The following is a 15,350-nucleotide window of genomic DNA, read 5'->3' as shown; positions in this document are numbered from 1 at the left end:
CCCTACTCCGCGTGGCTCTGGTCGACGACGTCGGTCTTGATGCCGTGGTCGCCGGTTACGATCAGCCGCAGAAGGTGGTCCCAGAACGACAGCGCCAGCAGGATGGTCCCGACAACCATCGTGATCTGGGGAATCCAGACCGGGGTGGCGTCCAGCCCCTGACTGAGTTCCTTGAGTTTCCACGACCAGTAGGTGCCCTTCCACGCGTACCACGCCATCCACGTGGTAATCACCGCGCCGATGCCGAAACACCAAAGCTCCCCCCACCAGCGGAACCGCCCCAGCGCCTTCAGCGCCAGCGACACCCGGATGTGCGCGCCGTGGTTCAGCGCATAGGCGAAGGCAAGGAAGGACGCGCCGGCCATGCAGTAGCCCGCGTAATTCGATGCGCCGGGAAAGACGAAACCCGTCCACCGCGCCAGCATCTGCAGGACAATAATCGCGAGAATGGCGATCATGAACAGCGCCGCGACGACGCCTCCCGCAAGGTACAATGTATCGAGAATGCGCCGAAGCGCCCGTGCGGCAGGCATGCCCCGTCCCCCGGATCTGTTGACGGGCCGAGACGCGTCGCCCCGGCCCTGTGCATGGTTCCGAACCTAGCGGATCACTGGCCCTTGTAGGCGTCGACGATCGCCGCACCATCCTCGCCCGCGGTCTCCAACCACTCGGTCGTCATGGTCTCGCCGATCTCTTTCAGTCCGCCCATCAGCGCATCGCTGGCCGGGCCAACTTCCATGCCGCCTTCCACAAGGCCGTCCAGCGTGAACTGCGTATAGGCCTTGGAAGCCTCGAGCCCGGCGGCCGCCGCGTCCGCGGCGCAGCCTTCCATCACCGCCTTGGTTTCATCGGACAGACCGTCCCACGCCTGCATGTTCACGAAGATCGCGTTGCGCGGAAGCCATGCGTCGACCACGTAGAAATGGCTGAGCTGTTCCCAGACCTTGCGGTCATAGCCGGTGGCGCCGGACGAGATGAAGCTTTCCGCCACGCCGGTCGCCAGCGCCTGGCTGAGTTCGGCGGCTTCGACCTGCACCGGCAGCATGCCGGTCAGTTCGGCCATACGCGCGGTGGCCGTCGAGTAAGAGCGGAACTTGACGCCGGCCAGATCGTCGACCGACTCGACCGCCTTGTTCATGTAAAGCCCCTGCGGCGGCCACGGCACCGAGTAAAGATAGTGCAGGTTGTCTTCCGCCAGCGCATCCGACACCGCCGGTTCTGCGATGTCCCACAGGGCTTCGTGCTCGTCGAAGGACGAGACAAGGAAGGGGATCGAGTCGATGCCGTAAAGCGGGTTTTCGTTCTGGTGCGCCGACAGCAGTCGCTCGCCGATGTTCACCTGCCCGGTTGTCACCGCGCGCTTGATCTCGGCCCCGCCGTACAGCGATCCCGACGGGTGGGTGACGATCTCAAGCTCGCCGCCGGTGCCCTCGGTCACGCAGGCCGCGAACGAGGCTGCGGTCTCGGAGTGGAAATTGGTTGCCGCATAGGCCAGCGGCATGTCCCAGGTCTCGGCCTGCGCCGCAACGGTCGCGGCAGCGGTCAGGGCCGTGGCGGCCAAAAGTCCGGTCATGGTCTTCATAGGTCTGTCTCCCGGTTGTTGGTTCTGGAAATGCCGTCTTGAGCGCGGCTTACCCTGCGAAACGTGCCGGAGAATATGGCGACAGGTCAATGTTCGGCTTTCGCCCGGCGATCAGCTGAGACAGAAGCCGCCCGGTTTTCGGGCCACCCGTCAGTCCGATGTGGTGATGTCCGAACCCCGTGAAGACGCCTTTCGCGCCCGGAACCTCGCCGATGACCGGAATCGAGTCGGCGGGCGCGGGCCGGTGGCCCATCCACTGCGTCACCTCGTCATAGGTCAGGCCCGGCAGCGCGGCGGCGACGTTCTTCCGCAAAAGCTCGAACGGCGCTTCGCTGGGGCCTGCCTCGAGGCCGCCGAACTCGACAATCCCGGCGGCGCGGATGCGGCCCTCCATCGGGGTGATGACGAACTTGCCGCCCGCGACCATCACGGGCGACTTCGGCGCGACCGAGGGGTTCCAGAACTCCATGTGATAGCCGCGTTCGGATTCAAGCGGCACCTTCAGGCCCAGCGCCTTGGTCAGAGGCCCGGACCAGACGCCGGTGGCCACGACCGCCGCATCGCAGGGAATCGTCTCTCCCCCCGCGCGCAGGCCGGTCACCCGGCCGCTTTCGATCACGAAGTCCTCGACATCGGCTTGCAGGATGCGCCCGCCTGCCGCCTCGACCTCGGCGGCGAGATCCTTGACGTACTGGCCGGGATCCGCGATCCGGCCATGATCCGGCAGGCGAACCGCAAAGCCAAGATGGTCCGCGAAGGCCGGGTCGTAAGCGCGGAAGGCAGCGCCATCCAGTTCTTCCCACGTGTACCCGTTTTCGCGCCGGACGCCCCAGCCAAAGGCGTCGGCCTCGAAGGCGGCACGGTCGTCGTAGATGAACACGTAATCGGACGGGATCAGCCACTTCTCGGCGCGCGTTCCCTTGGCCAGCGACAGGTGCTCGGCATAGCTGTCGCCCACGACCCCCGCCACAGCCGACGCGATGCGCCGCGCGTCCTTCGCGTTCGCGTGGGTAAGATACCGCGCGAGCCACGGCATCAGCTTTGGCAGATAGCCCCACTTCAGGAACAGCGGCTGCTTCGGGTCGAACAGCATTCCCGGCGCCTTGCGCATCAGCCCCGGCGTCGTGACCGGAACGATCCCGGACGAGGCAAGCACCCCGCCATTGCCATAGCTGGTTCCTTCAGCCGGACCGGCGCGGTCGACCAGTACGACCTCGTGCCCGTCCCGTTGTAGCCACAGGGCCGTGGACACGCCCACGATCCCTGCCCCGACGATCGCCACCTTCACCATGCGTCCCCCTTTTTCCCTGCCGTCACGCAACCCATTCCGAAACCGGCGCCGCCGCCTCGTGCAGCGGCTGGCTGATCACATCGACCAGCGTCGGCCCGTCATGGGCAATCGCTTCGCGCAGGATCCTCGGCAGGTCTGCCGGGTCTTCCACAGTCCACGCCTTCACGCCGAACGCGCGCGCCACCGCTGCGTGATCGGTGCGCGAGAAGTCGACGTTGTAGAACCGCTGCCCGAAGCCCGCGTTCTGCCCAGCCTTGATCCAGCCGAAGACGCTGTTGGAGAACACGATCGAGGTGATCGGCAGGTTGTACCGCACCAGCGTCTCGAACTCGCCGCAGCAAAAGCCGAACGACCCGTCGCCCATCACGCTGAGCACCTTCGCATCGGGCCGACCCACCTGCGCGCCCATCGCGGCGGCCAGCGAGTAGCCCAGCGCGCCGTGAGCGCGGTTGGTGATGAACTGTCGGCCCGAGGTGCGCCAGCGGTAGTGCGCGCTGAAATAGGGGCACGGTGTGCCGGGATCGGCGCAGATCACCGCGTCGTCGTCGAGGATATCCATCAGCGCGGCGACCACGGCTTCGGGGCGGATCGGCGTTTCGGAAGAGGTCGCCAGCGGATGGAACGCCGCAAGCTTCGCGTCCCACGCGGCCGCCGCCCGCTGCGTCCCGTTGTAGCCCGCGACGTTGCCCGGCTCGATCTCGGACAACAACGCCTCCAGCGCCAGCCGCGCATCGGCACAAATCGCCACCTCGGTCGGATAGTTCGCGCCGATCACCATCGGGTCGCTGTCGATGTGGATGACCGTGGTGCCCGTCGGCGGAGAGCGCCAGCGTTCCGTCGTCACCGACCCCGCGCGGCAGCCGATGAACAGCACCACGTCCGCCTCGTCCACTACCGCGCGGGTCGAGGCGACGCCGCCGTTCGACCCCACCACGCCCAGCGCAAGCGGATGCTTTTCGGCGATGGCGCCCTGCCCGCTGACCGTCGTGGCGACCGGCATGTCCAGCGCCTCGGCCAGCCGCCGCAGCACATCCTCGGCGCCTGCGATCACCGGGCCACCGCCACAGATCGCGACCGCGCGGCGGGCGCCGGCAAGGATCTCGGCGGCATCCGCGATGGTCTGCGGATCGGGCGCGGCGCGTTCGGCCGGAAAGGCGTGGTGGCGCGGGTCGGCCCAGACCTCTGCCTCGTCCACCGGGGCTTTCTGGGTGTCGAACGGCAGCGCCAGATGCACGGCCCCGGGTCGCCCCGTGGTCATTGCGCGAAACGCCTGCCGCACCGCCGCCGGAAGCCGCGCGGCGTTGTCCAGCGACGTGTTCCACTTCGACACCGGACGGAACAGCGCCTGCTGGTCCAGTTCCGTCAGCGGGTATTTCCCGCGCGATGCGGTCGAGACGTCGGTGGTGATCGCAAGGATCGGCACCGAGCTTTCCGACGCCTCCACCACGCCCGGCAGGATATACGTCGCACCGCCGCCGGACGGCCCCTCGCACACGCCGGGCTTGCCCGTGACGCGCGCATAGGCGTCGGCCATGTACGACGCGTGCCGTTCGTCCCGCGTCAGGAAATGGGTGATCCCGTGGTCAAGCCGCGCCAACGCGTCGTAGAACGGCAGCGTGGTGTCGCCGCACAGGCCGAACATGTGCTTCACGCCATGCGCCTGCAGCATCCGCACCATCGCCTCGGCGCCGGTCATCTGGTTGGTCTGTGCGTCTTTCATCCGGGGATCTCCTTCGCGCCCATCTGGATATGCCCGCGAAGCGGTGTCAATCTCGGGGGCGGGACTGGTCGGAGGGACGGCATGAAAATCCGAGGCGGCAAGGCGGTCTACGGCGCATCGGTGGGCATCCTGATGCTAGAGGCGCGGTTTCCCCGCATTCCGGGAGATATGGGCAACGCGCTGACGTGGCCTTTTCCGGTGCTCTACAAGGTGGTGCGCGATGCCTCGCCCGACCGGGTGGTGCGGCAGGGCGCGCCGGGGCTGCTGCCCGCGTTCATCGATGCGGCGCGTGAACTGGTCGCGGACGGTGCGGACGGGATCACCACCAACTGCGGGTTCCTGTCGCTGTTCCAGCCGGAACTGGCAAAGGCGGTTGGCGTGCCGGTGGCGACGTCCTCGCTGATGCAGGTCGCCATGGTCAACGCGACGCTGCCGCCGGGCCGGCGCGCGGGCATCCTGACGATCTCGGCAAGCACCCTGACCGACACCCACCTTGCCCGTGCCGGGGTGCCGAAGGGCACGCCCGTGGGCTCGACCGAGGGCGGCACGGAATTCACCCGCGCCATCCTTGGCAACGAACTGGAACTCGACGTCACCGCGGCGCGCGCCGACAACGTGGCCGCCGCGCTGGACCTGCAGGCGGCACACCCCGATCTTGGCGCCATCGTGCTGGAATGCACCAACATGATCCCCTACGCCGCCGACATTCGCGCGGCGACGGGGCTGCCGACCTATTCCATCGCCAGCTTCGTGACGTGGTTTCAGTCGAGCCTTGACCCGCCGCGCTATCCGGATCCGGTGTAGCGCGCGAAGCGCGGCCCCTAGAGGAACGGGAACGCGTTCGCGCCGCCGTCCGCCAGAACTGTCCGCCCGGTAATGTTCGCGGCCCGGCCAGAGGCGAGGAAGGCGCAGAGCGCGCCGACCTCGTCCGGCTCCGAGAACCGGCCGGTCGGCAGGCTTGCCAGCCGCGCGGCCCGGACCTCTTCGATGGTCTGCCCCGTTTCGCGCGCGCGGCGTTCGACGAAATGCTGCAGCCCCGCCGTGTCCACCGGCCCCGGCGCGATGCAGTTCACCGTGACCCCGTCCGGCGCGACCTCTTGGGCGAGGCTCGCGGCCATGTGGGTCAAAGCCGCCCGCACCGCGCCGGAAAGGCCCAGCGCGGGGCCGCTTGCGAAGACGCCGGACGAGGTGATGTTGACCACCCGCCCCCAGCCGCCTTCGCGCATTCCCGGAAGGAACGCGCCGATCAGCGCCATTGTCCGAGCGGGCACGGCTTCGGTCGCGGCCATCACGGTTGCCGCGTCGGTCAGCGAACCGGCCGGACTGACGCCCGGGTTGGTCACGAGAATGTCGACCGGACCCACCTCTGCCAGCAGACGCGCCTCGACGCCCTCGGCCCCGAGATCCGCCGCGACGCCCCGCGCGCCGGGTATCTGCGCAACCGCGGCGTCCAGCCGCGCGGCGTCCCGCGCGACCATGACCACCTTGCACCCTTCCTCTGCCAGCACCTTGGCGCAGGCAAAGCCGATACCCGCAGACGCGCCGCAGACCAGCGCGCGGCGGCCCGCGATGCCAAGATCCATCAGGACACCGCCGCGAAGCCCGCGTCGAGCGCCGAGAGGATCGTATCCGTCTCTGCTTCCGACAGGATCAGCGGCGGCGACAGGATCAGGTTGTTGCCCGACATCCGGACCATCGCGCCGGATTCGTAGGCGGTGCGCTGGACGCGGCTGATCGTATCCTTGTCGATCGGGGCCTTGGTGGCGCGGTCGGACACCAGTTCCATGGCGCTCATCATCCCGTGACCGCCGCGCACGTCTCCGATCAGGTCGTATTTTTCCTTCAGCGCCTGAAGACCCGCGAAGATCTGCGCGCCGCGTGCCGCCGCGTTGTCCTTCACCTGAAGCCGCTCGGTCTCTTTCAGGCAGGCGATGGCCGCCGCCGCACCGACCGGATGGCCAGAGTAGGTATAGCCCGACCCGATGGCGGCCCGGCCCGACGTGTCGGATTCGAACACCTCGGCCACCGCGTCCGAGATCATCACCGCGCCGAACGGGAAGTAGCCGTTGGTGATCGCTTTCGCGGTTGTCATCATGTCGGGCTTCACGCCCCAGTGTCGCGAACCCGACCAGTCGCCGGTGCGCCCGAAGCCGGTGATGACCTCGTCCGCGATCAGCAGGATGCCGTAGCGGTCGCAAATCTCGCGCACTCCGGGCATGAAGCTTTCATGCGGCGGGATCACACCACCCGCACCCAGCACCGGCTCCATGATGAAGGCCGCGATTGTGTCGGCGCTTTGGAACTTGATCTCGTCCTCCAGCGCGGCAAGGCAAAGCTGCGCCAGCTTCTCGGGATCGGTCTCGTTGAACGGGTTGCGATAGGTGTAGGGCGCCGGGATGTGATAGCAGCCGGGCATCAGCGGCTCGTACTGGGTGCGGAAGTTGGCGTTGCCGTTCACCGACGCGCCCAGCGTGTGGGTCCCGTGATAGCCCTTTTTCAGCGACAGATACTTCACGCGCCCGGCCTCGCCGCGCACCTTGTGGTACTGGCGCGCCAGCCGCAGCGCGATCTCGACCGAGTCGCCACCGCCCGAGGTGTAGAAAGCCCGGCCCATGCCGTCCTCGGCGAAGAACTGGCGCAGCATCCACGACAGCTCGATCGCGGCGTCGTTCGTGGTGCCCCGGAAAATCGAGTAATAGGGCAGCCGTTCCAGCTGTTCCGTGATGGCGTCCTTCACCGGCTGGCAGGAATACCCGAGGTTAACGTTCCACAGGCCGCCGACGCCGTCGATGGTGGTGTGCCCGTCGACATCGGTGATCCGGCAACCTTCGCCGCCGACGATGATGTCGGGCGGGTTCGCCTGGCAGTCGGCGGGATGCGCCATCGGGTGCCACAGGTGGCGGGCGTTGTTTTCCTTCAGAAAGTTCATGTCCTTCATGGGGATCTCCTCAAGCATTGGCCGCCCATTTGGCGGCGTGTTCCGGCGGCATCTGACCGCCCAGCGCCCGCGTCGCCTGCACTGCGCCATCGCACAGCGCAGGCAGGATCGCGTTCATCTTCTCTTCGCTTGCGCGGACGGCGGGGATCGCCACCGACAGCGCACCGACAACCTCGCCCGAGGGGCCGAACACCGGCACCCCCTGCGAACTGACCTCTTCGTCGAACGCCCGGTCCAGCCGAGCGACTCCGGTCGCGCGAACCTCGTTCAGCAGCGACCGCACCGCGCCCGCATCCGTCAGCGTCCGCTGCGTGATTCCCGGAAGCCCGGCCTTCAATACGCGGGACACGAAGGCGTCGGGCGCGAAGGCCATGACCGCCAGTCCCGACGAGGTCGCGTGAAGCGGCAGCATCTCACCCTCGTCGAAATGCACCTGCGTGCCGTGGCCCAGCGGATCGGCGTGGACCACCGGCGACAGCATTTCGCCCTGCAGCACCGAGGCATGAACCAGTTCGCCCACCGTATCCGCAAGATCGCGCACCACCGGGCGCAGCACGGAGCGCATGGGATAGGTCGCCTCGCGCACGCCCGACAGCCGAAGAATCGCCGGCCCGAGCCGATAGGCGCGAGTCTCGGGGTTCTGCTGGAGAAAGCCGTTTTCCTCCAGTTCCGTGAGGTGCCGGTGCACCGTCGCCTTGTCCCGCCCCGACAGCTTCACGAACTCGCTCAACCCGATCGCGGGCCGTTTGCGAGAGAAAAAGTTCAGCAAATCAAGAGCTTTGGTAATCGTGCCCATGAAGGTTCCCAGTCTGCCCGGCATTTCAGCACCGGCGGCTTCACAGAAACGTTGACAGAAATCCGGCGGACGGGCAATATTTTTTGATACCACGGGTTCAAATAATGAACCGATCCAACAGGAGGTGCAGATGCACAAGTTTCTTGCCACCAGCGCCATTGCGCTGTCTCTGGCCCTGCCCGTGACCGCGCCGACGGCGGCGCAGGCCGAGTATCCCGAACAGCCCGTCGAATTCGTCGTGCCCTTCCCGCCCGGCGACCTTGAGGACGTGCTGACCCGGATGATCGCCGAGAAATTCCAAGAGGCCTACGGCGTCCCCGCAGCGGTCGTGAACAAGCCCGGCGGCGGCGGCGGTCCGTTCCCCGGTGCGGCCGAAGTCGCGATGGCTGGCTCGGACGGCTATACCATCGGCTCTTTCGTGATCGGCGTGCCGCTGATCGGCCCCGAGGTCGGCATCCCGGCGCTGAACCCGAACCCGTTCGAGCCGGTCGGCATCTTCCTGACCTACCCCTTCGTAATCGCCACCGCAGGCGACGCGCCCTATTCGACGATGGACGAACTGGCCGGCTATGCCGCCGAGAACGACGTCGCGCTGGGGCACTTTGGGTCGGTCCTGATCCCGACGCAGGTCACGCTGGCGCTGGCCGAGACGATGGGCTTCGAATACGGGTCCGACGCCGCATTCGATGCGCTTGACTGCAACACGCTGGCCTCGGGCGACGCGGACGTGATCAACACCACGCTGCAACTGATCCTGCCCTGCCTCGACGACGTGAAGGTGCTTGCCTCGATCGGTGCCGAACGAATCCCGCTGACCCCGGATGCTCCGACCGTGGGCGAACTTGCCCCGGAACTGGACATCGCGCTGTGGAACGGTCTGTTCGTCCACAAGGACACGCCCGCCGACGTGCGCGAGAAAATCGCCGCTGTCGCGGTCGAGGTGATCAACTCGGACGCCGCCAAGGAACTGGCCGCGCAAACCGGCGCGCTGATCTACTGGCAGGACGAAGCCGCCTCGACGGCGCAGATCGAGAAAGACGCCACGACGCTCGGCACCGTTCTCGAATTGATCGACAACTGATCGCGCAGGCGCCCCGGCTGAGGTCGGGGCGCCTGTCCAGTCTCTCCCCGGCGGGACCATTCCCGCCCGGACCGCGAAACCCTCGCCGATCACCGGGGACACAATGCGCCGCCTGCAAACCTTTCAGGACCTGTTCAAGCGATACCGCCGCCCCGGAGACATGGTCTTCGCGCTGGCTTTCTTCGCCTTCGCGTTGTTCCTGCTGCTGAACCTGCCGTTCCAGACCACGTGGGTGGAAAAGCGCACCGCGCTGTTCGCGCAACCCGCCTTCTGGCCCGCGATCTCGCTTGGGCTGATGACGCTGTTCGCCGCCCTGCACCTTGCCGGCGCAGTGGTGTCGCAGCGCATTCCGGGGCGGCTGGCAGAGGCGCTTTATTGGGCGCGCTCGCTGGAATACGCGGGGTGGTTCATGGCCTATGTCCTGCTGGTGCCGTGGATCGGCTATCTGCTGGCCACCATCGCCTTCTGCTGCGTGCTCGCTTTCCGCCTTGGCTATCGCTCGGCGCGCTGGATGGGCGTCGCGGCGGTCTTCGCCATCGCCACGGTCGTGGTCTTCAAGGGCCTGTTGCAGGTCAAGATCCCGGCGGGCGAGATCTATGGTCTGCTGCCTCCCGGCGCCTTCCGCAGCTTTATGATGACGTATCTCTAGATGGACGCCTTCCTTTCCGGCCTCGACCTTCTGGCCCGCCTCGATGTTGCCTTCGCCCTGCTGATCGGCTCGATCGGTGGCGTGATCATTGGCGCGATCCCCGGTGTCGGCCCAGCCGTCGCCATCGCGATCCTGTTGCCCGCAACCTTCTCGCTCGATCCGTTGGTCGGGCTGACGATGCTGCTGGGCATCTACGGCTCGTCGATGTTCGGCGGCGCGCTGCCCGCGATCCTGATCAACACGCCGGGCACGGCCGTCAACGCGCTGACAACCTACGACGGCCACCCGATGACCAAGCGAGGCGAGGCGTTAAGGGCGCTTGGCCTAGCCTACGGCGCCAGCTTCATGGGCGGCATCCTGTCCATCGTGGCGCTGATCCTGTTTGCGCCTTTGCTGGCGAAGATCGCACCGATGTTCGGCAGCCGAGAGATCTTCCTTGCCGCCCTGCTGGGCCTTGTGCTGGTGGTGCTGGCGCACCGGGGCCAGACCTTCGCCGCAGGGATGCTGGCGGCCTTCGGGGTGTTCCTGCAAACCGTGGGGCTGGAGCCGGTGAAATACACCCAGCGCTTCACCTTCGGACAGGAATGGCTTGCCTCGGGCGTCAACCTGATCGTGGTCGTGCTGGGCCTGTTCGCGCTGTCGCAGGCGTTCGTGCTGCTGACCGACCCGGAATCCGCGCCTGACACGCAGCGGATCAAGGGCAGCATGGGCCGCGCCATGCGCGAGGTGTTCCGCCACAAACGCATCGCCGCCGCCGGGTCGGGTTTTGGCGTGCTGATGGGCATGATCCCCGGCGTGGGTGAATTCACCGCACAGTTCCTTAGCTACACCTACGCGCAGAAGACCTCGAAGGACCCCGATGCGTTCGGCAATGGCTCGCCCGAGGGGCTGGTCGCCAGCGAGTCCGCGAACAACGCCGTGCCCGCCGCCGCGATGATCCCGCTGCTGGCGCTTGGCATTCCGGGCGAGGCTCTGACAGCGATGATGCTGTCTGTGTTCTACGTCCACAACGTGATCCCCGGTCCGGGGCTGTTCCAGAACCAGCTGGACTTCGTCTATGCCCTGTACATCGCGATGATCGCGCTGAACGTGATCGTGGTGGTGTTCATGCTGTTCGCCTCGAACTGGCTGATGAAGATCATCCGGGTGCCGACCCGGTTCCTTGGCGTGACGATCCTGACGCTGTCCTTCGTCGGCGTGTACAGCCTGCGCAACTCGATCACCGACTGCGCCATCGCGGCGGGGTTCGGGGTGTTCGGGTTGATCCTGAAGCGGCAGAACCTGCCGGTGGTGCCCATCGTTCTGGGCATGGTCCTTGGCGGCATCATGGAAGTGAAGCTTCGGTCGGCCATGGCGCGGGTGAAGACGCCTCTGGATTTCGTCGACCGGCCCATCGCGGCGATGCTGGCGCTGGCCATCGTGGCGCTGATCGTGCTGCACGTCCGCGGCGTGATCCGCGAGCACCGCAACAACCTGCCCGAAGACGCCCACGACCACGACATCCACGACAGCCAGACACGGTAGGAGGAGACCATGCTGGACCAATCCCGTATCGACGCCCTGCGCGACGCCCCCGTCGCCGCCGGTGCGCATATCATCGACGGTGAAAGCCGCCCCGCCTCGGACGGCGCGACGATGGAGGTGATCTCTCCCCTCGACGGAGCGGTGCTGACGACCGTGCCAAAGGGTACGGCCACCGATGCCGAGGCCGCCATCGCCAGCGCCCGCGCCGCGTTCGACGACGGTCGTTGGTCGGGGCTTGCCCCCGCCGCGCGCAAGAAGGTGCTGCTGAAATGGGCCGACCTGATCGAGGCAGAGGCGCTGGAACTGGCCGTGCTCGGCGTGCGCGACAACGGGACCGAGATCGGCATGGCGCTGAAGGCCGAACCGCTGACCGCCGTTGCCAACATCCGTTACTACGCCGAGGCGATCGACAAGCTGTACGGTGAGATCGCACCGACCGCCCCGGATGCGCTGGGGCTCGTCCACCGCGAACCGGCGGGCGTCGTCGGGGCCATCGTGCCGTGGAACTTTCCGCTGATGATCGGCACGTGGAAGCTTGGCCCAGCGCTGGCCGCCGGTTGCTCTGTCGTGCTGAAACCGGCCGAGACCGCGTCTCTGACGCTGCTGCGGATCGCGGAACTGGCGCTGGACGCCGGCCTGCCGCCGGGGGTGCTGAACGTCGTGACCGGCGAGGGCCACGTCGTCGGCGCGGCCATCGCCGAGTCGATGGATATCGACGTGCTGGTCTTCACCGGTTCCGGCCCCACCGGCCGCCGGCTGCTGGAGGCCTCGGCCAAATCCAACATGAAACGGGTGTACCTCGAACTTGGCGGCAAGTCGCCCAACGTGGTGTTCGCCGACGCACCCGACCTTGCCGAAGCGGCAAAGGTCTCGGCGGCGGGCATCTTCCGCAACTCCGGACAGGTCTGCGTTGCCGGCTCGCGCCTGCTGGTGGAACGGTCGATCCATGATGAATTCGTCGACCTGCTGGCAGAGGCCGCGCGAAAGATGAAGGTCGGCGATCCGCTGGACCCCACCACCAACGCGGGCGCGGTGAACTCGCAGCGCCAGTTGGACCAGAACCTCGCCTTCGTCGACGAGGCCCGCGCGCAGGGCCGCGAGATCCGCATCGGCGGCAGCCGCATCCTCGAAGAGACCGGCGGCTACTACATGGCGCCCACCATCGTGACCGGCGTCGCGCCGACCGACCGGCTGGCGCAGCAAGAGATCTTCGGCCCCGTGCTGGCCGTCATCCCCTTCGACACCGAAGAAGAGGCGCTGCGCATCGCCAACGGCACCGACTATGGTCTTGCCGCGGCGGTCTGGACCGCCAACCTGTCGCGGGCGCACCGGATGATCCGCAAGATCAAGGCCGGCGTCGTTCACGTGAACACCTATGGCGGCGCCGACCTGACGGTTCCGTTGGGCGGCGTGAAGCAGTCCGGCAACGGGCACGACAAGTCGCTGCACGCCTTCGACAAGTACCTCGACCTCAAGACCGCATGGATCAAGCTGTGACCGAACCCACCATCCTGATCGTCGGAACATGGGACACCAAGGACGACGAGTTGCATTATCTCGCCTCGGTTATCCGGGCGCAGGGCGGTCGGGTGCGAACGATGGACGTCAGCGTGCTGGGCGACCCGTCGCAGCCGACCGATCACTCCAAGCACGAGGTCGCGGCCGAGGGCGGGCATACGATCAAGGAAGCCATCGACGGCGGCGACGAAAACCTTGCGATGCAGATCATGGCGAAGGGCGCGTCGCTGTTGGCCGCACGGCTGCATACCGAGGGGAAGATCGATGGCGTCCTGATCCTTGGCGGCACGATGGGCACCGACCTTGCGCTTGACGTCGCCTCGGCGCTGCCGCTGGGGGTTCCGAAGTACATCGTCTCGACCGTTAGCTTCTCGCCGCTGATGCCGCCCGACCGCATTCCCGCCGACGTGCAGATGATCCTTTGGGCGGGCGGTCTGTACGGGCTGAACTCGGTCTGCAAGGCGTCGTTGTCGCAGGCGGCGGGCGCGGTTCTGGGTGCGGCGCGCGCGGTGGAACGACCAGACCGGACGAAGCCGCTGATCGGGATGACCAGCTTCGGCAAGACCGTGCTGCGCTATATGGTGACGCTGAAACCCGCGCTGGAAAAGCGCGGGTTCGAGGTCGCCGTCTTCCACGCAACCGGCATGGGCGGACGCGCTTTCGAGTCGCTGGCGTCGCAGGGCGCTTTCGCCTGCGTCATGGATTTCGCGACGCAAGAGGTGGGCAACCACATCCACGGCTCGGCGATCTCTGCCGGCGCCGACCGGCTGACCGCGGCGGGCCGCAACGGCACGCCACAGATGGTCGCGCCCGGTTGCTATGATCTGGTGGACCTCGTCGGATGGCAGCCGGTCCCCGACGCGCTTGCAGACCTGCCCAGCCACGCCCACAACCGTCTGCTGACCTCTGTGGTGCTGGATGCAGACCGCCGCCGCGCCGTCGCGCGCGCGCATGCCGAGAGACTGGCGCAGGCCAAGGGGCCGACCGTCCTGCTGCTGCCCGAAGGGGGCTGCAACGAATGGGACCGCCCCGGCGCGGACCTGCACGACGCCGGGGGGCTTGCCGCCTTCCTCGGCGAAATGCGCGCCACCTGTCCCGACACCTGTACGCGGGTCGATCTGAACGCCCACATCAACGACCCGGAGTTTGCAGAGAAGGTGCTTGAGATCTTCGACGGGTGGCTGGCGGACGGGACCATTGCGCGGGCCTGACGCCCATCGCATGTAACGTTGCGACAGGAAGCCAAGCGCAAAAACGCCAGTAAATATTGCATTTCAGCGCGTATTCGCGGGGCACGCCGCCTGCGAAACCGGCTGTCATGAATCGGTTACGCAACCGCAAGAAAAGCGTCGCAAAAGCTTAACAAAACCGACTCCGTCCGCACGTACCAGTCCCCCCGACTTCAGGGGGCATGCATGCTGCACGTATCGTCGCTGACGAAGCGGTTCGGAGAAAGAACCGCAGTAGACAACATCTCGTTCAACGTGGACAAGCCGTGCATGATCGGCGTCATCGGCCGGTCCGGCGCGGGCAAATCGACGCTTCTGCGGATGATGAACAGGCTGGCGGACGCCAGCGACGGGTCGATCACCTACGAAGGCCGCGAGATCACGGGGCTGAAGGGCGCCCAGCGCCGCGAGTGGCAGTCGCGCTGCGCGATGATCTTTCAGCAGTTCAATCTCGTGCCCCGCATGGACGTCGTGTCGAACGTCCTTCACGGCACCCTGAACAAGCGTTCCACCTTCGCCACGCTGTTCAACCTGTATCCCCAGTCCGACATTCACCGCGCCATCGAGATCCTCGACCGCCTCGGCATCGCCGAGCATGCGTCGAAGCGGGCCGAGGCGCTGTCGGGCGGCCAGCAGCAGCGCGTCGCCATTGCGCGCGCCCTGATGCAGGACCCCGACATCATCCTTGCGGACGAGCCGATCGCCTCGCTTGACCCGATGAACGCCCAGATCGTGATGGAGGCGCTGCGCCGCATCCACGAGGAAGACGGCCGCATGGTCGTCTGCAACCTGCACACGCTGGATACCGCGCGCCGCTACTGCGACCGCGTCATTGGCATGCGCGACGGGCGCATCGTGTTCGACGGCGTGCCCGATGCGCTGACGACCGATGCCGCGCGCGAGATCTACGGCGCCGGAGACGACTTCTCGGAAGGCGCCACCTCGACCGAAATCGAAGCCTTGGACAGGACCGAACTGGCCGCTGCGGCCTACGCCTGATCCCTGAACCCGCCCGTAAAGAC

Annotated in this window: 14 protein-coding genes; 7 read left to right on the top strand and 7 right to left on the bottom strand. The window is 66.8% G+C overall.

The features are described 5' to 3' along the window. Positions 1 to 2: 2 nt before the first annotated feature. The 4 genes from ACP156_RS12125 to ACP156_RS12110 form a co-directional block, all read right to left on the bottom strand. Positions 3 to 533, bottom strand: a complete 531-nt coding sequence (locus ACP156_RS12125; protein WP_425051588.1) for a TRAP transporter small permease — start codon at positions 531 to 533, stop codon at positions 3 to 5. 74 nt (positions 534 to 607) lie between these two features. Next, positions 608 to 1,582 carry a TRAP transporter substrate-binding protein gene (locus ACP156_RS12120; RefSeq protein ID WP_425051587.1) on the bottom strand — a complete coding sequence of 325 codons (975 nt, stop codon included), beginning with the start codon at positions 1,580 to 1,582 and terminating at the stop codon, positions 608 to 610. A gap of 49 nt (positions 1,583 to 1,631) precedes the next feature. Continuing rightward, complete coding sequence (locus tag ACP156_RS12115; protein WP_425051586.1) at positions 1,632 to 2,873, bottom strand: NAD(P)/FAD-dependent oxidoreductase; 1,242 nt, start codon at positions 2,871 to 2,873, stop codon at positions 1,632 to 1,634. A gap of 22 nt (positions 2,874 to 2,895) precedes the next feature. Further along, complete coding sequence (locus tag ACP156_RS12110; RefSeq protein WP_425051585.1) at positions 2,896 to 4,593, bottom strand: thiamine pyrophosphate-binding protein; 1,698 nt, start codon at positions 4,591 to 4,593, stop codon at positions 2,896 to 2,898. 81 nt (positions 4,594 to 4,674) lie between these two features. Between ACP156_RS12110 and ACP156_RS12105 the strand changes: the two genes are divergently transcribed. Then, the gene (locus ACP156_RS12105) at positions 4,675 to 5,397 is read left to right on the top strand and encodes an aspartate/glutamate racemase family protein (protein WP_425051584.1); all 723 of its coding nucleotides are present in this window, start codon (positions 4,675 to 4,677) and stop codon (positions 5,395 to 5,397) included. Positions 5,398 to 5,414: 17 nt separating this feature from the next. Here ACP156_RS12105 and ACP156_RS12100 read toward each other — a convergent pair whose 3' ends face one another. The 3 genes from ACP156_RS12100 to ACP156_RS12090 are packed head-to-tail and all read right to left on the bottom strand — an operon-like array spanning position 5,415 to position 8,327. Then, the gene (locus ACP156_RS12100; RefSeq protein ID WP_425051583.1) at positions 5,415 to 6,176 is read right to left on the bottom strand and encodes an SDR family oxidoreductase; all 762 of its coding nucleotides are present in this window, start codon (positions 6,174 to 6,176) and stop codon (positions 5,415 to 5,417) included. Then, positions 6,176 to 7,531 (bottom strand): aspartate aminotransferase family protein, encoded by a 1,356-nt coding sequence (locus ACP156_RS12095; protein ID WP_425051582.1) that lies wholly within the window; start codon positions 7,529 to 7,531, stop codon positions 6,176 to 6,178. Before ACP156_RS12095 ends, ACP156_RS12100 begins: the two co-directional genes overlap by 1 nt. A gap of 10 nt (positions 7,532 to 7,541) precedes the next feature. Then, the gene (locus tag ACP156_RS12090; RefSeq protein WP_425051581.1) at positions 7,542 to 8,327 is read right to left on the bottom strand and encodes an IclR family transcriptional regulator; all 786 of its coding nucleotides are present in this window, start codon (positions 8,325 to 8,327) and stop codon (positions 7,542 to 7,544) included. A gap of 130 nt (positions 8,328 to 8,457) precedes the next feature. On the opposite strand from ACP156_RS12090, the gene ACP156_RS12085 reads away from it, so the two are divergent. From ACP156_RS12085 to phnC, 6 genes are all read left to right on the top strand, one after another. Next, positions 8,458 to 9,408, top strand: coding sequence for a tripartite tricarboxylate transporter substrate-binding protein (locus ACP156_RS12085; protein WP_425051580.1), 951 nt, complete (start codon positions 8,458 to 8,460; stop codon positions 9,406 to 9,408). 103 nt (positions 9,409 to 9,511) lie between these two features. Then, positions 9,512 to 10,057: a tripartite tricarboxylate transporter TctB family protein gene (locus ACP156_RS12080; protein WP_425051579.1), complete on the top strand. Its 546-nt coding sequence runs from the start codon at positions 9,512 to 9,514 to the stop codon at positions 10,055 to 10,057. Beyond that, a complete protein-coding gene (locus ACP156_RS12075; protein WP_425051578.1) occupies positions 10,058 to 11,581 on the top strand; it encodes a tripartite tricarboxylate transporter permease in 1,524 nt (507 codons plus the stop codon). 9 nt (positions 11,582 to 11,590) lie between these two features. Next, positions 11,591 to 13,078 carry an aldehyde dehydrogenase gene (locus tag ACP156_RS12070; protein WP_425051577.1) on the top strand — a complete coding sequence of 496 codons (1,488 nt, stop codon included), beginning with the start codon at positions 11,591 to 11,593 and terminating at the stop codon, positions 13,076 to 13,078. Beyond that, the gene (locus ACP156_RS12065; protein ID WP_425051576.1) at positions 13,075 to 14,310 is read left to right on the top strand and encodes a Tm-1-like ATP-binding domain-containing protein; all 1,236 of its coding nucleotides are present in this window, start codon (positions 13,075 to 13,077) and stop codon (positions 14,308 to 14,310) included. The genes ACP156_RS12070 and ACP156_RS12065 overlap by 4 nt, the downstream gene beginning before the upstream one ends. A 204-nt stretch (positions 14,311 to 14,514) precedes the next feature. Beyond that, a complete protein-coding gene (gene phnC / locus ACP156_RS12060; protein ID WP_425051575.1) occupies positions 14,515 to 15,327 on the top strand; it encodes a phosphonate ABC transporter ATP-binding protein in 813 nt (270 codons plus the stop codon). Positions 15,328 to 15,350 lie beyond the last annotated feature (23 nt).

The organism is Psychromarinibacter sp. S121, from assembly GCF_049801035.1.
GTDB lineage: Bacteria > Pseudomonadota > Alphaproteobacteria > Rhodobacterales > Rhodobacteraceae > Psychromarinibacter.
This window is presented reverse-complemented; position numbering and strand designations above follow the sequence as displayed.

What these genes read in the sequence shown, in the direction of transcription:
- ACP156_RS12100 (WP_425051583.1), bottom strand. Translation starts at nt 6,176, where the DNA reads ATGGATCTTGGCATCGCGGGCCGCCGCGCGCTGGTCTGCGGCGCGTCT.
- ACP156_RS12115 (WP_425051586.1), bottom strand. Translation starts at nt 2,873, where the DNA reads ATGGTGAAGGTGGCGATCGTCGGGGCAGGGATCGTGGGCGTGTCCACG.
- ACP156_RS12125 (WP_425051588.1), bottom strand. Translation starts at nt 533, where the DNA reads ATGCCTGCCGCACGGGCGCTTCGGCGCATTCTCGATACATTGTACCTT.
- ACP156_RS12080 (WP_425051579.1), top strand. Translation starts at nt 9,512, where the DNA reads ATGCGCCGCCTGCAAACCTTTCAGGACCTGTTCAAGCGATACCGCCGC.
- ACP156_RS12075 (WP_425051578.1), top strand. Translation starts at nt 10,058, where the DNA reads ATGGACGCCTTCCTTTCCGGCCTCGACCTTCTGGCCCGCCTCGATGTT.
- ACP156_RS12085 (WP_425051580.1), top strand. Translation starts at nt 8,458, where the DNA reads ATGCACAAGTTTCTTGCCACCAGCGCCATTGCGCTGTCTCTGGCCCTG.
- ACP156_RS12105 (WP_425051584.1), top strand. Translation starts at nt 4,675, where the DNA reads ATGAAAATCCGAGGCGGCAAGGCGGTCTACGGCGCATCGGTGGGCATC.
- phnC (WP_425051575.1), top strand. Translation starts at nt 14,515, where the DNA reads ATGCTGCACGTATCGTCGCTGACGAAGCGGTTCGGAGAAAGAACCGCA.
- ACP156_RS12095 (WP_425051582.1), bottom strand. Translation starts at nt 7,531, where the DNA reads ATGAAGGACATGAACTTTCTGAAGGAAAACAACGCCCGCCACCTGTGG.
- ACP156_RS12110 (WP_425051585.1), bottom strand. Translation starts at nt 4,593, where the DNA reads ATGAAAGACGCACAGACCAACCAGATGACCGGCGCCGAGGCGATGGTG.
- ACP156_RS12070 (WP_425051577.1), top strand. Translation starts at nt 11,591, where the DNA reads ATGCTGGACCAATCCCGTATCGACGCCCTGCGCGACGCCCCCGTCGCC.
- ACP156_RS12120 (WP_425051587.1), bottom strand. Translation starts at nt 1,582, where the DNA reads ATGAAGACCATGACCGGACTTTTGGCCGCCACGGCCCTGACCGCTGCC.
- ACP156_RS12090 (WP_425051581.1), bottom strand. Translation starts at nt 8,327, where the DNA reads ATGGGCACGATTACCAAAGCTCTTGATTTGCTGAACTTTTTCTCTCGC.